This is a genomic window from Phaeobacter sp. CC-HEC084, from assembly GCF_059429255.1.
The window spans coordinates 1,003,143-1,020,689 of the sequence record NZ_JCAIJQ010000009.1; the positions used below are offsets into that span (position 1 = coordinate 1,003,143).

At 61.6% G+C, this 17,547-nt stretch carries 20 protein-coding genes; 10 read left to right on the forward strand and 10 right to left on the reverse strand.

Annotated features, from left to right (window positions below):
* Window positions 1-47 precede the first annotated feature (47 nt).
* Window positions 48-341: an HU family DNA-binding protein gene (locus AC5SSZ_RS21940; RefSeq protein ID WP_065271973.1), complete on the forward strand. Its 294-nt coding sequence runs from the start codon at window positions 48-50 to the stop codon at window positions 339-341.
* Window positions 342-506: 165 nt separating this feature from the next.
* Window positions 507-1,406: a DMT family transporter gene (locus AC5SSZ_RS21945; RefSeq protein WP_495440067.1), complete on the forward strand. Its 900-nt coding sequence runs from the start codon at window positions 507-509 to the stop codon at window positions 1,404-1,406.
* Window positions 1,407-1,413: 7 nt separating this feature from the next.
* Here AC5SSZ_RS21945 and AC5SSZ_RS21950 read toward each other — a convergent pair whose 3' ends face one another.
* Complete coding sequence (locus AC5SSZ_RS21950; protein WP_495440069.1) at window positions 1,414-1,938, reverse strand: glutathione peroxidase; 525 nt, start codon at window positions 1,936-1,938, stop codon at window positions 1,414-1,416.
* 163 nt (window positions 1,939-2,101) lie between these two features.
* Between AC5SSZ_RS21950 and msrB the strand changes: the two genes are divergently transcribed.
* Together msrB and msrA are read left to right on the forward strand one after the other, a co-directional pair.
* Complete coding sequence (gene msrB, locus AC5SSZ_RS21955) at window positions 2,102-2,551, forward strand: peptide-methionine (R)-S-oxide reductase MsrB (RefSeq protein ID WP_065271970.1); 450 nt, start codon at window positions 2,102-2,104, stop codon at window positions 2,549-2,551.
* Window positions 2,548-3,063: a peptide-methionine (S)-S-oxide reductase MsrA gene (gene msrA, locus AC5SSZ_RS21960; RefSeq protein ID WP_274829969.1), complete on the forward strand. Its 516-nt coding sequence runs from the start codon at window positions 2,548-2,550 to the stop codon at window positions 3,061-3,063. Before msrB ends, msrA begins: the two co-directional genes overlap by 4 nt.
* Before the next feature lie 75 nt (window positions 3,064-3,138).
* Here msrA and AC5SSZ_RS21965 read toward each other — a convergent pair whose 3' ends face one another.
* The gene (locus tag AC5SSZ_RS21965; protein ID WP_495440072.1) at window positions 3,139-5,145 is read right to left on the reverse strand and encodes a hydantoinase/oxoprolinase N-terminal domain-containing protein; all 2,007 of its coding nucleotides are present in this window, start codon (window positions 5,143-5,145) and stop codon (window positions 3,139-3,141) included.
* 125 nt (window positions 5,146-5,270) lie between these two features.
* On the opposite strand from AC5SSZ_RS21965, the gene AC5SSZ_RS21970 reads away from it, so the two are divergent.
* Both AC5SSZ_RS21970 and AC5SSZ_RS21975 read left to right on the forward strand, forming a co-directional pair.
* Window positions 5,271-6,158, forward strand: a complete 888-nt coding sequence (locus AC5SSZ_RS21970) for an SDR family oxidoreductase (RefSeq protein ID WP_495440074.1) — start codon at window positions 5,271-5,273, stop codon at window positions 6,156-6,158.
* Between the two features lie 165 nt (window positions 6,159-6,323).
* Window positions 6,324-6,944 carry an NYN domain-containing protein gene (locus AC5SSZ_RS21975; protein ID WP_495440075.1) on the forward strand — a complete coding sequence of 207 codons (621 nt, stop codon included), beginning with the start codon at window positions 6,324-6,326 and terminating at the stop codon, window positions 6,942-6,944.
* Here AC5SSZ_RS21975 and dxs read toward each other — a convergent pair whose 3' ends face one another.
* From dxs to AC5SSZ_RS22000, 5 genes are all read right to left on the reverse strand, one after another.
* A complete protein-coding gene (dxs, locus tag AC5SSZ_RS21980) occupies window positions 6,945-8,873 on the reverse strand; it encodes a 1-deoxy-D-xylulose-5-phosphate synthase (protein WP_495440077.1) in 1,929 nt (642 codons plus the stop codon).
* Window positions 8,874-8,912: 39 nt separating this feature from the next.
* On the reverse strand, window positions 8,913-9,797 hold the full coding sequence (locus AC5SSZ_RS21985; protein WP_495440079.1) for a polyprenyl synthetase family protein: 885 nt from the start codon (window positions 9,795-9,797) through the stop codon (window positions 8,913-8,915).
* A 4-nt stretch (window positions 9,798-9,801) separates the two neighbouring features.
* Window positions 9,802-10,050, reverse strand: a complete 249-nt coding sequence (locus tag AC5SSZ_RS21990) for an exodeoxyribonuclease VII small subunit (protein ID WP_495440081.1) — start codon at window positions 10,048-10,050, stop codon at window positions 9,802-9,804.
* Between the two features lie 155 nt (window positions 10,051-10,205).
* Entirely contained in the window at window positions 10,206-10,907 is a 702-nt protein-coding gene (locus tag AC5SSZ_RS21995; RefSeq protein WP_274833162.1) for a response regulator, read from the reverse strand.
* Window positions 10,904-11,416 carry a MarR family winged helix-turn-helix transcriptional regulator gene (locus AC5SSZ_RS22000; RefSeq protein WP_065271965.1) on the reverse strand — a complete coding sequence of 171 codons (513 nt, stop codon included), beginning with the start codon at window positions 11,414-11,416 and terminating at the stop codon, window positions 10,904-10,906. The genes AC5SSZ_RS21995 and AC5SSZ_RS22000 overlap by 4 nt, the downstream gene beginning before the upstream one ends.
* Before the next feature lie 161 nt (window positions 11,417-11,577).
* Between AC5SSZ_RS22000 and AC5SSZ_RS22005 the strand changes: the two genes are divergently transcribed.
* Window positions 11,578-12,444: a branched-chain amino acid aminotransferase gene (locus AC5SSZ_RS22005; RefSeq protein WP_274829965.1), complete on the forward strand. Its 867-nt coding sequence runs from the start codon at window positions 11,578-11,580 to the stop codon at window positions 12,442-12,444.
* A 101-nt stretch (window positions 12,445-12,545) separates the two neighbouring features.
* On the opposite strand, the gene AC5SSZ_RS22010 is transcribed toward AC5SSZ_RS22005, so the two are convergent.
* Window positions 12,546-12,974, reverse strand: coding sequence for an organic hydroperoxide resistance protein (locus tag AC5SSZ_RS22010; RefSeq protein ID WP_274833161.1), 429 nt, complete (start codon window positions 12,972-12,974; stop codon window positions 12,546-12,548).
* A 113-nt stretch (window positions 12,975-13,087) separates the two neighbouring features.
* Between AC5SSZ_RS22010 and AC5SSZ_RS22015 the strand changes: the two genes are divergently transcribed.
* The gene (locus AC5SSZ_RS22015; RefSeq protein ID WP_065271962.1) at window positions 13,088-13,519 is read left to right on the forward strand and encodes a MarR family winged helix-turn-helix transcriptional regulator; all 432 of its coding nucleotides are present in this window, start codon (window positions 13,088-13,090) and stop codon (window positions 13,517-13,519) included.
* A gap of 139 nt (window positions 13,520-13,658) precedes the next feature.
* On the forward strand, window positions 13,659-15,224 hold the full coding sequence (locus AC5SSZ_RS22020; protein ID WP_065271961.1) for an alkaline phosphatase D family protein: 1,566 nt from the start codon (window positions 13,659-13,661) through the stop codon (window positions 15,222-15,224).
* A gap of 94 nt (window positions 15,225-15,318) precedes the next feature.
* On the opposite strand, the gene AC5SSZ_RS22025 is transcribed toward AC5SSZ_RS22020, so the two are convergent.
* A complete protein-coding gene (locus AC5SSZ_RS22025) occupies window positions 15,319-15,816 on the reverse strand; it encodes a GNAT family N-acetyltransferase (protein ID WP_495440086.1) in 498 nt (165 codons plus the stop codon).
* A gap of 91 nt (window positions 15,817-15,907) precedes the next feature.
* Window positions 15,908-16,849, reverse strand: coding sequence for a DMT family transporter (locus AC5SSZ_RS22030; RefSeq protein WP_495440088.1), 942 nt, complete (start codon window positions 16,847-16,849; stop codon window positions 15,908-15,910).
* A gap of 129 nt (window positions 16,850-16,978) precedes the next feature.
* Between AC5SSZ_RS22030 and AC5SSZ_RS22035 the strand changes: the two genes are divergently transcribed.
* Window positions 16,979-17,545, forward strand: a complete 567-nt coding sequence (locus tag AC5SSZ_RS22035) for a hypothetical protein (RefSeq protein ID WP_274867883.1) — start codon at window positions 16,979-16,981, stop codon at window positions 17,543-17,545.
* Window positions 17,546-17,547 lie beyond the last annotated feature (2 nt).

Consider the following 17,547-nt stretch of genomic DNA (forward strand, 5'->3'; position numbering starts at 1 on the left):
CACGCAATGAGGCCCCACAGTTCGGGCAGTTTTAAGGAGAGCTAAGAATGTCCAAACCGATGACCAAAACCCAGCTTGTCGCAGCGCTGGCTGAGGAAATGGGCAGCGATAAGAAAGCAGCTGGTGCCGCTCTGGACGCCGTCTGCGCGCTGATCACGCGTGAAGTTTCCAACGGCGGCGCCGTGACCCTGCCCGGTGTCGGAAAGATCTATTGCCGCGAGCGCCCCGAGCGCGAAGTGCGCAACCCTGCCACTGGCGAAAAGTTCATGAAAGAAGCCGACAAGGTTGTCAAAATGACCATCGCCAAGGCTCTGAAAGACAGCGTCAACGAAGACGCATAAGTCTCGGACCGGATCCTTTGGATCTGACAGGAATTTGGGTCGCCCTCGGGCGGCCCTTTCTTTTTGGGCCCAAGACCAGCCGGGATGTCTCACTGTGATGTGAGCGGGCCTTGCGCCCCGGCGCCATTTGCGGGACTGTCCGGGCAATTCAGGGGAGGATCAGCTTTGGACATTCGTGCAATCGCCATGGGGCTGACCTTTGCCCTGATGTGGTCCTCGGCTTTCACCTCTGCGCGGATCATCGTCGTGGACGCTTCGCCGCTGTTTTCACTGGCGGTGCGGTTCCTGATTTCGGGCCTGATCGGGATCTCCATCGCGTTGGCAATGGGACAGACGTGGCGGCTGACACGCGGACAGTGGCGCGCGACCATCATTTTCGGGATTTGTCAGAATGCGCTGTATCTGGGGCTGAACTTTGTCGCCATGCAGACGATCGAAGCGTCGCTGGCGGCGATCATCGCCTCGACCATGCCGCTGCTGGTAGCACTGGCCTCCTGGTTGGTGTTCCGGGAACGTCTGAAACCCCTGGGCATTGTCGGCCTTCTGGCCGGTGTTGTCGGCGTTGCCCTGATCATGGGCACCCGGATCAGCGCCGGGGTCGATCTGTTCGGCATGGCGCTTTGCGGTGTCGGCGTTCTGGCCCTGACCCTGGCAACTCTGGCCCTGCGCGGGGCCACATCGGGCGGCAATTTCATGATGGTGGTCGGGTTGCAGATGCTGATCGGATCGGCCTTCCTGTTCATCGCGGCGCCGCTGTTCGAGGATATCTTTGTCAATCCGACCCTGCCGCTGGCACTGGCCTTTGCCTATACTACGCTGGTGCCGGGGCTTGCCGCGACCTTTATCTGGGTGCTGCTGCTGAACCGCATTGGCGCGGTGCGTGCGGCCACCTTCCACTTTCTGAACCCCGTCTTTGGGGTGGCGATCGCCAGCCTTCTTTTGGGTGAAAAACTGGGGCCGCTGGATATTGTTGGGGTGGTGATTGTCACCGGCGGCATTCTGGCGGTGCAATTGTCCCGTCAGCCGGGCAGAACGGCCAAAGTCGCAGCGAAACCCGCGGAATAGATTTCTGTTATCGCGGCAGGTTGGCTTCGACGGCGCCGGTGATCTGCCCCGACAGAGGCCGCGTGATGGAACCCCAGGTGCCCGCAACCGTGCCATCGGCGGCGATCAGGATCTTGTTGAAGTTCCAGCCCGGCTCAAATCCGGTTTCCGCCCGCACCGCCCGGAAGAACGGATGCGCCCCATCGCCCCGCACCGGGGTGATATCGGTCATCGGCAGGGTCAGATCATAGTTCAGGGCGCAGAATTCCTTGACCTCTTCGGCGCTGGACAATTCCTGTTTGAAATCATTCGAAGGCACGGCCAGCACCACAAGGCCGCGGTCCTTGTATCGGTCATAGAGCGTTTGCAGACCGTCGTATTGCTTGGTGAAGCCGCAGCGCGAGGCGGTGTTCACCACCAGAACCGGCTGCCCCCGGAAGGATGATATGTCGATTTTACCGCCATCGATGGAGGCAAAGACGCCCCCGACAGGTGCTGCGTGCACCATTTGTCCCACCATTAACAGCGCCGCCAATACCCACATTCGAACCATTTTACTCTCCACTGTTGTTATCAGGGCTACGGATCGGGCACCGGTTTGGATCATTCCGGGATGCCCCGCTGCCGCACAAGAGCGCGAGATGGGCAATAATCGCTTTGCATTTCCGCTGCATCAGCCCATGTACTGACTCACCACGATTTGCCGGAGACCCGACATGACGCGATACACCAAAGATCCAGATGCCATTGCCGCCCTGTCAGACGAAGAGTACTACGTCACGCAGAAATCCGGCACCGAACGCCCCGGCACGGGTAAGTTGCTGCACAACAAGGCGCCAGGCATCTATGTGGATATCGTCTCGGGGGAGCCACTGTTCGCATCGTCCGACAAATATGAATCCGGCTGCGGCTGGCCCAGTTTCACCAAACCCATTGAACCGGCGCATGTGGCCGAACTGGAAGACCGCTCGTTGGGCATGATCCGTACCGAGGTCCGCTCGGCGCATGGTGACAGCCATCTGGGGCACGTGTTCCCGGATGGCCCGCTGGACCGGGGTGGCCTGCGCTATTGTATCAACTCGGCGTCACTGCGCTTTGTTCCTCTCGACGAGATGGAGGCCGAAGGCTATGGCGACTATATCGACCAAGTGGAGGATAACAGATGAGCAATCCTGAACGTGCCGTTCTGGCCGGCGGTTGTTTCTGGGGCATGCAGGACCTGATCCGCAAACGCCCCGGGGTGATCAAGACCCGCGTCGGCTATACCGGCGGTGATGTCCCCAATGCCACCTACCGCGATCACGGAACCCATGCCGAAGGGATCGAAATCCTGTTTGATCCGGAAAAGACCTCTTACCGGGAGTTGCTGGAGTTCTTCTTTCAGATCCACGATCCGACCACGGTGAACCGGCAGGGCAATGACATCGGGATGAGCTATCGCTCAGCCATCTACTATGTGGATGACGCGCAAAAGGCCGTGGCCGAAGACACCATTGCCGATGTGAATGCCTCGGGCATCTGGCCTGGCAAGGTGGTAACCGAACTGGAACCCGTCGGTGATTTCTGGGAGGCAGAGCCCGAGCATCAGGACTATCTGGAGCGTCTGCCCAACGGCTATACCTGCCATTTCCCGCGCCCCGACTGGGTGCTGCCGAAACGGGCTGATGCCGCGGAATAGAGCCTGATATCATCGGAATATAAGGTGCTAAACCCGTCCTTGCTGCCGCAAGGGAGGGTTCTTTATTTCTGGGTATCAGCCCAGTGCCACGCGCGGGCGGCCGCTGGCCTCGGCGGTGATGAAGGCTTCGACGAAGACCTCGCGCGCCTCGACCTGGGCGGTGCGGATATCCCGCTCCACATGCACATGAATATCCTCGGCGCCTGCCGCACGGGCCTCTTTCTCTGCTTCCTCGCTCAGATGGGTTTCAAGCAAGGCCAGCGCGTCCTCAGAGGCGCTGAAATCCTGCGGCCCATCCTCCAGATGTACCCGGAATTTCCCCTCGGCAGGGGAAGTCACGGTGCCGCTGCGACGCAGGGTGACGCGGCCGACGACGGCGCCGATGGCATTGGCGACCCCGGCGTGTTCGGGCAGGATCATCCTGCAATGCAGGCGCTCCCCCACCGCCGGGTAGTAACTGGGGGCCGAGGCCCCAAGCCCCACCACATCCACGTTCAGCGCCGCGCTGAGCGACAGCATGCCCCGGTGATTTTCCAATCCCCTGCGCAGCAGGATATGGCGGGCCAGCTGATCCGCAGGCAGTCCGAATGTGTCGCCTTCTTCGGCAAAAGCAGTCTCTAACAAGGCCAATGATGTCTGTTCTGTCAGCTGGTCGATGATCATACGGGCCAGGGTTTCGGCATCGGGGGCCAGGGGGTCGCCGCTGCCGATGCGGCGGCGGGCAAAGATGGTCAGCGCCTTTTCGGCGGCTGCGCTGTCCCAATCGTTCAGGCGGCCCAGTACATGGGAGGCATCCGACGGGGTGGCGCCGGCCAACTGCACCAACCCGCGATCCACCAACCGGTTCAGGGCGCCTTGCTCCATCCGGGTGCGCAGCACGGCGCCAAGGGGATGCACGTCGGTGCCAATCTTGTTCAGCAGGGCCGCCTCCCGCTCGCCAAGGCCGCTGGTCGGCTGACCCGGGATCGCCCGGACAAATCTGCCGTCGTGTTCCCCGACAACCGTTGCGTTGACCTGCCGGTCCAGCGCCGCATGCACCACCTCCGGCGCCTGATGGGCGATCAGAGAGACCGGGACCACCCGGCGCGGACCCAGGGTCACCCCGCCGTTCAACCCTTCGCTTTGGATATGGACCTGGCTGTCGCCGCCCAGACCGGTGGTGCGCATGGCGACGGCCTCGACCATGGTTCGGTAATCTCCGACCCGCGCCCCGGCAGGGTCGATGGCTGGTTTTCCGTCCCGGATCAACGCCACATCGGTGGTGGTGCCGCCGATATCGCTGACCAGCGCGGTGTCGACCCCGGTCATCCAGCGGGCGCCAACGATTGAGGCTGCCGGGCCACTGAGGATGGTTTCGATGGGGCGTTCCCGCGCCTGTTCTGCCGACATCAGCGCCCCATCGCCGCGCACGACCAACATCGGCGCCGTGATCCCGAGGTCCGCCAATGTGTGCTGTGCCCGCCCGATCAGCCGGTCGATCATCCCGATCAGCCGCGCGTTCAGCACCGCCGTCAGCGCCCGTTTCGGCCCGTTGAGTTTCGCTGAGAGTTGATGCGAGCAGGTGACTGGCGCTCCGGTTACCTCGGTGATGATCCGAGCAGCCTCCAGCTCATGCGCGGGGTTGCGGGTGGCAAAGACACCGGCCACGGCATAGCCGCTCACCCCCGGCGATTCAGTCTCTAAAAAGGCCATTAGCGCGTCTGTATCAAGCGGCGCAGCCTCGCTGCCCGCATGGGTGTGGCCCCCCGCCAGCACCAGCGCCGGATCGCCTTTCAGCGCATCGCGCAAGCCGTGACGTTCAAGATCTTCGGGGGCAAAGCCGATATAGACCAGCGCCACCCGCCCACCTTGCCCTTCGACCAGCGCATTGGTGGCAAGCGTCGTCGACAGTGCAGCCATCGAGACATCCTGCGCCGCAACGCCGGATTGCGCCAGCACCGCCCGTACCGCACCACCGACGCCAATGGCTAGATCGTGGCGGGTGGTCAGAGATTTTGCCGATGCAATCACCTCTTCCTCGTCGCGGATCAGCACCGCATCCGTATAGGTCCCGCCCGTATCCACACCGAGTAGCAGCGCCATTGCCTGATCCTTTTCCGTTCGCTGCCCCCGGTTTAGCGCCGTTTTCGCCCCGGTCCATCCCGTTTGCGTCATCGCGGATATTTCCGCCCTTGCCGGGCGGCTCTCTGCGACGCATCTATTGGGGCATGACAAAAACACTTCTCTGTATCGGATATGGCTACTCGGCCCGGGCACTGGCGCGGCGGATGCTGGCGCGGGGCTGGCGGGTGATTGGCACCACGCGGGAACTGGGTGAAGAGCGGCCGGATGAGGACGTGGAGCTGCTGCAATGGCCCGGCGCAATGCTTCCGCTCGATGGCGTCACCCATGTGCTGTCCTCGGTTGGTCCGAATGAGGGCGGCGATCCGGTGATGGAGGCGCTGCGGGACGAACTGGCGGCGCGCGCTGCGTCCGGACAGTTCGATTGGGTCGGTTATCTATCCACCACCGCCGTCTATGGCGATCAGGGCGGCGCCTGGGTGGATGAGGACACGCCCGTCGCTCCCTCCAGCCGCCGCGGCAACTGGCGCGCACAGGCCGAGGCGGCATGGCGGGCGATCCCGGATCTACCGCTGCACATTTTTCGTCTCGCGGGCATCTACGGTCCCGGCCGCGGTCCCTTTGCCAAGCTGATGGCGGGAAAAGCGCGGCGCATCGTGAAGCCCGGACAGGTGTTTTCCCGCATTCATGTGGAGGATATCGCGACGGTGCTGGAGGCCTCGATCGACCGACCCAACCCGGGTGCGATCTACAATGTCTGCGATGACGAACCCGCCCCGCCGCAGGATGTGCTTGGTTACGGCGCCGAGCTGCTGGGCCTGCCGGTGCCTGCCGAAGTGCCGTTCGAGGAGGCCGGGATGACCCCGATGGCGCGCAGTTTCTACGGTGAGAACAAGCGCGTTCGGAATACCCGCATCAAGGAGGAACTGGGCGTGAGGCTGGCCTATCCCGATTACCGCACGGGCCTGCGCGCGGTGAAGGAAGCCGAGGATTTGGAGAGTTACACGCCGCCAGCTGAGCCGCCTGCGTTGTAGGGGGAGTGTGGCAAAAAAGACTCTACCATTTCTTAACCGGAAGAGTGTATAAACACATTACAGGCGCCGGTAGGCGGCTGCATAGAAAAATAGACTCCGTATCATTCGCCGTTTATCAAAGAGTATAGGCAACTATACCGCGAATGTACGGAGTCGATTTCTCTTATGGATCATCGTTATGCAATTTTGGTTGATGGCGGGTTCTTTACTCGAAAGCTTTACAAGAAGTTGGGTAACAAACGTCCTGATGTGAAGGATGTGGTTTCAGAAATTGAAAAAATACGCTCTTCGCCTCTTCTAAAAGAATACGAGTTGCTGAGAACTTATTACTATGACGCTTACCCGGCGACCGGGAAAGTGACTAATCCGATTTCGAAAGAAGAGATCAATCTCGTCGATACACCAGTATTCTCCAAAAATAAGTCGTTCCTTCAACGTTTAGAGCTACAACCTGAAATTTCGCTTCGAGCCGGAGAATTGTCGCCCAGAGGTTTCAAGCTCGGTCATTGGGTAGTCAATGATGAAACGTTGCCCGAGCGTCCGTTGACGAAGGATGACTTCGTTTTCGATATCGAGCAGAAGGGCGTAGATTTAAGGATTGGCCTCGACATCGCGAGGTTATCCTTGCGTCAGCTCGTGCGAACAATTGTGGTTGTCACGGGGGATAGTGACTTCATTCCTGCATTTAAATTTGCGCGTCGTGAAGGTGTACGTGTTTTGCTTGCTCACATGGGACATGGTGTGAAGCGGGAACTGAAAGCTCATACTGACGGGTTTATCGAGTAGTTAGGCCCGCTTTTCGCCAATCGTCGCGATACCCAGGACCTCCAGCACCTTGGCTTCGATCTGCGGGGCGTTCATGGCGGCGGTATCGTACATATCTGCAGGGCTGGCCTGATCGATGAAAGTATCGGGCAACACCATGGAGCGGAATTTCAGGCCGGTATCAAAGACGCCTTCCTCGGCCAGGAGCTGCGCCACATGGCTGCCGAAACCGCCCACTGCGCCTTCCTCAATGGTGATCAGCGCCTCGTGATTGGCGGCCAGCTGCAGGATCATGTCGCGGTCCAGGGGTTTGGCAAAGCGCGCATCGGCAATCGTCGGCGTGATCCCCTTGGCAGACAGGGACTCGGCGGCTTTTCTCACCTCGCCCAGACGGGTGCCAAAGGACAGGATCGCAACGCGGGCGCCTTTCTGGATCATCCGGCCCTTGCCGATTTCCAGCACTTGCGCCTCTTCGGGCATCTCGACGCCTTCGCCCTCACCACGGGGATAGCGGAAGGCGATGGGGCCGGCGTCATGGGCAGCGGCGGTGGCGACCATGTGCTTCAGCTCGGCCTCGTCGGCGGCGGCCATCACCACCATGCCGGGCAGGTTGGCCATATAGGCGATGTCGTAGCTGCCCGCGTGGGTGGCCCCGTCCGCGCCCACCAGACCGGCGCGGTCGATGGCGAAACGCACCGGCAGGCGCTGGATCGCGACGTCGTGCACCACCTGGTCATAGCCCCGCTGCAGGAAGGTCGAATACATGGCGCAGAAGGGTTTCATCCCGCCAGCGGCCAGGGCGGCGGCAAAGGTCACGCCATGCTGTTCGGCAATCCCCACATCGAAACAGCGCGAGGGGTAGCGTTCCGCCATCAGCCCCAGACCAGTGCCATCGGGCATGGCAGCTGTGACGGCGCAGATCTTGTCGTCTGTGGCGGCAAGCTTGACCAGCTCACTGCCAAAGACCGAAGTGTAAGAGGGCGCGTTCGACGGCGGCTTGTTCTGCTTGCCGGTCACCACGTCAAAGGTCGCGGTGGCGTGGCCCTTGTCATCGGCGCGCTCGGCGGGGGCGTAGCCTTTGCCCTTTTTCGTCAGCACATGGATCAGGATCGGCCCCGAGGCGCGCGCCTTTACCGTGCGCAGCACCGGCAAAAGCTGGTCCATGTCATGCCCATCGATGGGGCCGAGGTAGGAAAAGCCTAAGGATTCAAAGAGGGTGCCGCCGACGGCCATGCCCTTCAGCATGTCCTTGGCGCGTTTGGCACCTTCGCGGAAGGGTTCCGGCAGCAAGGAGGCAGCGCCCTTGGCCACGGCCTTCAGCTCCTGAAAGGGTTCTTCGGCGTAAAGGCGCGACAGGTAGGACGACAGCGCGCCCACCGGTGGGGCAATCGACATTTCATTGTCGTTGAGGATCACAATCAGCCGTTTGCCCAGGTGGCCGGCGTTGTTCATCGCCTCGAAGGCCATGCCAGCCGACATGGCGCCATCGCCGATCACCGCGATGGCATCACCCAGCCCTTCGGGCACGTTGCCCCCCAGATCGCGGGCGACGGCGAACCCCAGCGCCGCGCTGATCGAGGTGGAGCTATGGGCGGCACCAAAGGGGTCGTAGGGAGATTCGACGCGTTTGGTGAAACCGGACAGCCCGTCTTTCTTGCGCAGGGTGCGGATGCGGTCGCGGCGCCCGGTCAGGATCTTGTGCGGATAGCACTGGTGGGAGACATCCCAGATCACCTTGTCCCGCGGCGTGTCGAACACCGCGTGCAGCGCCACTGTCAGCTCCACTACGCCAAGGCCTGCGCCCAGGTGGCCGCCGGTTTCGGAAACGGCCGAAACGGTCTCCTGGCGCAGCTCGTCCGCGACCTGCGTCAGCTGGCGGTCGCTGAGGCCTTTCAGATCCGCCGGGCGGGCGATCTGATCCAGTAGCGGGGTATGGGGCCTCTCAGACATGGCTCCTCCTCGGGAGTGGCGCAGCAAATGGTGCGCAGGTTAGCTATCGCGCGCAATAACGAAGCGGGCGGCGTCCTTCAAGATTGCAGCCTCTTCCCCATAGGAAGAAAGCGCGGAACAGGCGGTGCCGCACAGCTCTTCTGCGCGGGCTTTTGCCGGTTCCAGTCCCAGCAGGGAGACAAAGGTGGCCTTGCCAGCAGTTTCGTCCTTGCGCAGGGCCTTGCCGACCTTGCTGGCATCGCCTTCAACATCCAAGATGTCGTCAGCGATCTGAAAAGCAAGCCCTAGCGCCGAGGCGTAGGCCTGCAAAGGCCCGGTATCCGCGCCGACCAGAACCGCACCGGCGGTGGCGGACCATTCGATCAGGCAACCGGTCTTGCGGGCTTGCAGCCGGGTGATTTCGTCAAGTGTCAGCGGCGTGCCTGCGGTTTCCGCGGCGATGTCCATCATCTGCCCCGAAACCATGCCATCCTTGCCTGCCGATTGCGCCAGCGCCCGGATCAGCACCAGCGCCTGCGGGCCGATGTGATCGGCAGTTAACAGTTCAAAGGCAAATGTCTGCAAGGCATCCCCGGCGAGCGTCGCCGTGGCCTCGTCCCATTTGCGGTGCAGGGTCGGCTGGCCCCGGCGCAGGTCGTCATCGTCCATGCAGGGCAGATCGTCATGCACGAGCGAATAGGCGTGCACGCATTCGATGGCCAGCGCCGCATCCAGCGCGGCGGTTGCATCGACACCATGCAAGCGGGCGCTTTCCAGCACCAGAAATCCGCGCAGCATCTTGCCGCCGACCATGGCATAGCGCATGGCATCGTGCAGCCGGTCGGTGCCGCTCAGCCGCATGTCCATATGGGCGGTGATCCGGGTCTGGGCATCCAGCAGCGCCGCCCGGAAGGCGCGCGTGTCCGCCTGCATCTCCGTGGTCATGCCCTCAGCCCGCATCCAGCGGCTGGGTGCCGGTCGGGGTGCCATTTGCATCCAGGGTGATGGCGGCGACCTTTTCCTCGGCGCGCTTCAGCTCGTCCTCGCAGCGTCTCTTCAGCGCGGCCCCGCGTTCGTACAGCGCGATCGAGGCATCCAGCGCCACATCGCCGCGTTCCAGCTGATCCACCACGCGTTCCAGCTCGTGCATGGCCTGTTCAAAGCTCATCTCTTCGACGGGGGTCTGGGTCTCGGTCATCTGGCTGCCTCTGTCAGTTCTTCCACATGCGCCCGGGCGGAGACGGGCAGGGCGTTCAGATCATATCTGCACGTCAAAGTCGAGGTGTGAGAGCGGCATAAACGCGCCGTGGAAAGGCGGCAGCTTTACCGGTCTGGGGCGGGGCCGGAGGTGGCTCAGTCTGGCGCCAGCATATAGCCCGCACCGCGCACTGTTTGCAGGTATTGCGGTTGTTTCGGGTTGGGTTCGATCTTGCGGCGCAGGCGGGTGATCTGCACGTCCACGGCGCGTTCTTGCGCCTGGCCCCGGTCGCGGCCCAGATCCTCGACCAGTTTTGCTCGGCTGATCGGCTCTCCGGGCTGGGCGGAAAAGATCTTCATCAGCTGGCTTTCGGTGCCGGTGAGGCGGATCAGATCGTCCCCCTGCCACATCTCGCCCCGTTCGATGTCATAGCGGATGGCACCGAGGTGCAGAACCTTGGGAATGCTGTCCTCGGCCACGGTATCGGGCATCCGGCGCAGGATGGCGTTGACGCGCAGCAGCAGCTCCTTGGGCTCAAACGGTTTGGAGAGGTAATCATCGGCCCCTGCCTCAAGCCCGGCGATACGGTCATCGGTCTCGCCCTTGGCGGTCAGCAGCAGGATTGGCGTGGACATGGTTTCGCGCAAGGCGCGGGTCAGGCTGACGCCATCCTCGCCCGGCATCATCACATCCATGATGATCAGATCGAAATCGAGCCCGGCCAGCAGACGCCGGGCATGGGCGCCATCGCGCGCGGCGGTCACAAGGAATCCGGCCCGCATCAGGAACTTCTTCAAGAGGCTGCGGATGCGCTCATCATCATCCACGATCATCAGATGTGCGTCATTGGTACTCATGATCCGGTTTCCCGCAGCTTGGCATAGACCCGGCGCATATCCGCATCCATCATCGCCTCCAGCACCTTCTTGAAGCCCTGTACCGCCTCGGGGCCGGCTTCTTTATAGGCGCTGCGCATGCGGGCGCGCTGGGCATCGGACAGTGCCGTTTCCAGGGCCACACCCTTTTCGGTGAGGTAAAGATGCCGTTCCCGCTTGTCGGCGGTGCCGACCCTGCTTTCGACCAGCCCGTCTTCGATCAGGGTGCGCAGTACCCGGTTCAGCGATTGCTTGGTGACGCCCAGAATGGTCAGCAGGTTGTTGACCGTGGTGCCCGGTGCCCGGTTGATAAAGTGGATCGCCCGGTGATGCGCCCGGCCATAGGCCATTTCGGCGAGGATCCGGTCGGGATCTGCGGTAAAGCCCCGGTAGGCAAAGAACACTGCCTCGATCCCCTGACGCAGCTGTTCATCTGTCAGAAACAACAGGCTTTCGCCGCCAAAACCCTGTCCTGAACGCCCTTCCGGCATGGCTGTCCCCTCCACTGCTCTCACAGGCAGTTTAAGTCAGCGTTATTGACATTCCAAGGGTGAAGATGTATCGAATCGCAGCTTTGGCGCAACAATATGTCCGCTCCGGTCATTTCGAGCGCAACTTATGAAAACATCGATGGATTTAGTGGAGGTGCGGCATGGCCGGATATGATGACCGTGACGGATTGATCTGGATGGACGGGGAGATGGTCGAATGGCGGGATGCCAAGGTGCATATCCTGACCCATGCGATGCATTATGCGTCTTCCGTTTTCGAGGGCGAGCGCGCCTATAACGGCAAGATCTTCAAGAGCCGCGAACACTCCGAGCGCCTGATCGCCTCTGCCGAGGCGCTGGACATGCCGATGCCCTATACCGTGGATCAGATCGAAGCCGCCAAGGAAGAGACCCTGAAGGCCTCGGGTCTGACCGACGCCTATGTGCGCGCACTGGTCTGGCGCGGCGCGGGCGAAGACATGGGCGTGGCTTCGGCCAAGAACCCGGTGCGGATGGCGGTCGCTGTCTGGGGCTGGGGCGCCTATTACGGCGACGCCAAGATGCAGGGCGCCAAGCTGGACATCGCAGAGTGGAAACGCCCGAGCCCGGAAACCATCCCGGTGCACGCCAAGGCGGCTGGCCTTTACATGATCTGCACCATCTCCAAGCACAAGGCCGAGGCCAAGGGCTGCTCGGATGCGCTGTTCATGGATTACCGCGGCTACGTGGCCGAGGCGACCGGCGCCAATATCTTCTTCGTGAAGGATGGCGAAGTGCATACGCCGCTGCCCGATTGCTTCCTCAACGGTCTCACGCGTCAGACCGTGATCGGCATGCTGAAGGACCGTGGCATCACCGTGCACGAGCGCCACATCATGCCCGAGGAAATGGAAGGCTTTGAACAGTGCTGGCTAACCGGCACCGCTGCCGAAGTCACCCCGGTGGGCGAGATCGGCCCCTACACGTTCGAAGTGGGCGCGCTGACCCGCGAGATCGCCGAGGCCTATGAGGCGCTGGTGCGCAGCTGATCCGTCAGATCTGTTGGCAAGATGCAAAAGCGCGGACCGATTGGCCCGCGCTTTTTCTGTTTCAGCACCTGCGGTGCAGTGGGCGCCCGGTGGCGGGGCTGTCAGACCACCTCGGTGGTGACTTCAATATTGCCGCGGGTGGCGTTGGAGTAGGGGCAGATGGCGTGGCCCGCATCAGCGATGCGCTGGGCTTCGGCCTTGTCCACACCGGGCATGGAGACCTTGAGGGTGACCGAGAGGCCAAAGCCGCCTTCGGCGCGCGGGCCGATGCCAACCGCAGCATCGACAGAAACATCGTCGGGCACCTTGGCCAGGGATGTGTCCTGGGTCGTGGCGAATTTCATCGCACCGATATAGCAGGCCGCATATCCGGCGGCGAAAAGCTGTTCCGGGTTGCTGCCTTTGCCGCCGCCGCCCATTTCGCGGGGCGGATCCAGATCGAAATGAACCTCGCTGCCGTGGATGCTGGCCTTGCCGTCGCGGCCGCCCGTTGCAGTGGCGCCTGCGGTGTAGATCGGGGTGATGGACATGTTGCCTCCTTTTTGAATCGTGTACGATTATATCGTGTGCGATATAAATAGATGCTTCGGGCCGAAAATCAACCGCTTGCGATTAAAGCGTGCGCGACATAAATCATGAAGACATGGACCGGACCCTGAAAATTGACGATCTTCTGTGCTTCTCGCTCTATTCGGCGAACCACGCGCTGACGCGGCTGTACCGTCCCCTGCTGGCGCCCTTGGGCCTGACCTATCCGCAGTATCTGGTGCTGGTGGCCCTGTGGGAGCAGGACGAACAGAAGGTCAGAGATCTGGGCAAGCGGCTGGATCTGGAAACCAATACGCTGACGCCGCTGCTGAAGCGGATGGAAAGCGCAGGCTACCTGACCCGCCGCCGCAATCCCGAGGATGAGCGCAGCCTGATCGTGTCCCTGACCGACAAGGGGCAGGCCCTGCAGGCCGAGGCGCAGGAAATTTCCACCTGCGTCATCGAGGCGATGGGCGGCGATCTGAATGAGCTGATCGAATTGCGCGACCGGGTAAACGCCCTGCGTGCGCGGCTGGACTCCGCCTGACCTGGCCAGCCCGTCCTTTCACCGCGCGGGCAGGGGGTCACAAAACGTTCGTCAAAGTTTCATTTTGAGCACGGAAAGATTTTACATTGGCGCGGTCTGTCTGGCGCCACCTATCCAATGTAACAGACAGGGGAATCTCATGTCTTCTCATCGCTTTATGCGCCCCAGCCGCCGGGCTTTCCTGGCGGGCGGTACCGCTTTTGCTGCCTCGCTGGCGGCGCCCTCGATTTCGCGTGCTTCGGCACGCCCGGTCTTTACGCACGGCGTTCAGTCCGGCGACGTGGACACCATGTCCGGCATGATCTGGACCCGCACCGACCGCCCCGCGCGGGTGATGATGGAAGTCTCCACCACCGAAAGCTTTGCCAATGCGCGCCAGCTGGCGCCGCTGACCGCAGGCCCCAGCAACGATTTCGCCGTCAAGCGCATGGTTGATGGCCTGCCGTCGGATCAGGATATCTTCTACCGTTTTGTGGCTGCGGATCTGAACGATCTGCAGGCGACATCGGACCCCATCGTCGGTCAGTTCCGCACCGCGCCGACCGCGCGCCGCGATGTGCGTTTTGCCTGGTCGGGCGACACCGCCGGTCAGGGCTGGGGCATCGATGACGAAGGAATGCGCACCTATGCGACCATGGCCCAGCACCGCCCCGATTTCTTCATCCACTCGGGCGATACCATCTATGCCGATGGCCCGATGCAGGACGAGGTCGAAAAGGACGGTCAGCTGATCTGGAAGAACGCCACCCTGATCGACGAAAAGCGCAAAGTCGCCGAGACCCTGGACGAATTCCGCGGCCAGTGGAAATACAACATGATGGACGAGCATGTGCGCGAAATGAACGCCCTGTGCCCGACCTTCTTCCAGTGGGACGACCACGAGGTTGTCAACAACTGGTCCGATTCCAAGGATCTGAGCGGCGACGACCGCTACACCGAGAAGAACGTGCATGTGCTGGCGGCCCGCTCGGCCAAGGCCTTCCACGAGATGACCCCGATCAGCTACACGCCCGCCGAGCCGGGCCGGGTCTACCGCAAGATCGGTTACGGCCCGATGCTGGACGTCTTCTTCCTGGATTTGCGCAGCTATCGCGCGGGCAACAGCCTGGGTCTGCAGGAAAACCCCGCGGATGAGGCAACCACGCTTCTGGGCGCCGAGCAGATCGCATGGCTCAAGCGTGAGCTGGTGAAATCCACCGCCACCTGGAAAGTCATCGCCTGCGACATGCCCATCGGTCTGGTCGTGCGCGACGGGGAGCGGGTCGAGGCGATCTCAAATGGTGACGATGGCAGCGCCAAGGGCCGCGAATTCGAAATCGCCGACCTGCTGCGCTTCATCAAGACCGCCAAGATCGACAACACCGTCTGGTTCACTGCCGATGTGCACTACACTGCGGCGCATTACTATAACCCGGACAAGGCCGCCTTCCAGGACTTCGAACCTTTCTGGGAGTTCGTCTCGGGTCCGCTGCACGCCGGTACCTTTGGTCCGAACGCGCTGGACGGCACCTTTGGCCCCGAAGTGAAGTTCGTGAAGGCCCCGACCGAGGAGCAGGGCGCCAACCTGCCGCCCTCAATGGGTCTGCAGTTCTTCGGTCTGGTGGACATCGACGGCGCCACCCAGCAGATGACCGTGCGCCTGATGGACCGCGCCGATCAGGAGCTGTGGAAGATCACTCTGGATCCCAAGGGCGCCAGCATCTGATCTGACTGCCTGTCAGGACTGAACACAGTTACCGAACCAAGGGCCCGGGGCACTGTCCCGGGCCAACTTCGTTCTCCGCCGTCTGCCGGAGCCCTCATACAGTATTGAGGCGGAATTTCAGGAAGCGGGTGCCATCGTAGTCGATCTCTTCCAGAAACCGCGCGCCCAGCCGGGACAGGGCACCCAGCGATTTGCGCGAGGGCGGCAACAGGAAGGTGACATAGGGAATGCGCGCATCATGCCGCGCAAACTCCAGCAGGTGCCGTGAGATGCGCGGCCCAAGGCCAAAGCAGTCTGGCCGCAGAACCAGCCCGAGATCCCATTCCTCCCCTTCCTTTTCAAATCCGCCCCATCCGACATAGGCGCCATCCGCCAGAAACGCCCAATGGCCCAACCCGTCTTGCTGCCAGCGTGCCTCTTTCATCTCAACGAATTGGCGCACCATCGCGGCATCCCAGCCTTCGGTCATCAAGGGCAGATGCGTCGCCACACGGGGATCGGACATATGCGCCAGGATCTGCTCGAGCGGTACGTCGGTCAGACGCGCCAGCGTGATTGCGGGCGGGAGGAAACTGGGGGAAGTCTCGGTCAAGGCGGCGGTCCGTAGCGGCTATCGTCAATCCCCGCATAGTGGCGCCATGCAGGGCGTCCGGACCAATCACATTGCCGTGGCTGCCTTGCCCTTATCCGCCCTTGGGATCGGTGACCGCGCGCGCCTTGCCGCGTTCCAGTCCCAAGCGGCTTTCGCGCCAGATCACCAGCCCATTGCCCGCGATTACCAGCGTCGCACCGGCCAGCATGACAAAGGTCGGCAACTCGTCGAACCAGAAATACCCCAGCAGGATCGCAAAGATCATCGAGACATAATCATAGGGCGCCAGCATCGATGCGGGCGCAAAGCGATAAGAAGAGGTCACGAGGATCTGCGCGATGCCGCCCACAAGCCCCGCCCCGATCAGCATCGCCAGAACCTCGGCGCTGGGCATGACCCAGCCAAAGGGCAGCGTCAGCAGCGACAGCGCGGATGCGGTCAGCGAGAAATAGAACACGATGGCGGCGGTCGGCTCGGTCATCACCATGCGGCGCACGTGGATCTGCACGAACCCCCGCGCGATGGTCGCCCCAAGAACCAGTAGCGCGCCCAGCGTCGCCCCGTCCGACAGATCCGCGCCAGAGCCAAGCCGCGGCCAGATCATGATCATCACCCCGACAAGGCCGATGGCAACGGCCGAGATCCGCACCATGCGAATGGTCTCGCCCAGAAAAACGGCCGCCAGGATCAGCGTGAAGATCGGTGTCGCATAGCCGATGGCCGTCACCTCGGGCAGCGGCAATAGGCCAAGTCCCAGAAACGTCATCCCCATGGCCGAGGTCCCGACCAGCCCCCGCCAGACATGCACCATCGGGTTCTTGGTTTTTAGTCCGTCCCGCAGATCACCGCGCAGGGCGAGCCAGACAACAATGACGGGAATCGCAAAGAAGGAGCGGAAGAACACCGCTTCGCCCGTCGGAACATCCTCGGTCACGGCCTTGATCAGTGCCGACAGCATGGTGAACAGCCCGATGGCTGCCACTTTGAGTAGAATCGCCAGAAGAGGTCGATGCGATGTTAAGGATTTCGTCATGGGCAGAAACCTGCGCCTGTGCGAGGCAAAGATCAAGGAGATGTCTGCAAATCGTGATGGGTGGTGGTGTGGACATGTCTGTCGTTCGGTATCTTGAATAATCGCGCCTTCTGGACCAACCTCAAGACCATGAAGAAAAAAGTGCGGACGATCATTTTGGCTATGATGAGTGTCTTTCTGTTGCCTTCCGTTGGCTCTGCAGAAGACAATGACGCACCAGAGTTCCTTATCTTTGGGATGCCACTGAGCCAACAAGTCGAAAGATTGAGCGCCCCTGAGTTTCGTCGATACCAGACGGCTCTGGCCAAATTTCAACATGTCGATGGTTGCGTTGCGGATACTGGGGGCGAACCACGGTACGGTTCTTCTCTGATGCGCTGGAACCATCTAAACACATTGGAGAAAGTGAATGTCTGTGTTTTCCTATTGGCCGCAGAACTGAACAATCCCGAACAAATGGCCAACTGGTTCAACCTGAATGGTTTCAAAGCGACATTGATTGAAAACAAGTCGAGCTCGATGAGGTTTTACAATCGCGACGATGATGGTGTTCTGGTGAGCGCCGGTGCTCCAATAAGCGGGCCAATTCGAGTCGGGTTTCTGGACCGATTGCTTGCCCACAGTGTGTCGGTCGGAGTCACTTTTTCTTCTGATGGTGAGCCGCTGGATGTCAACACAACCATCACCAGAAAATAGCA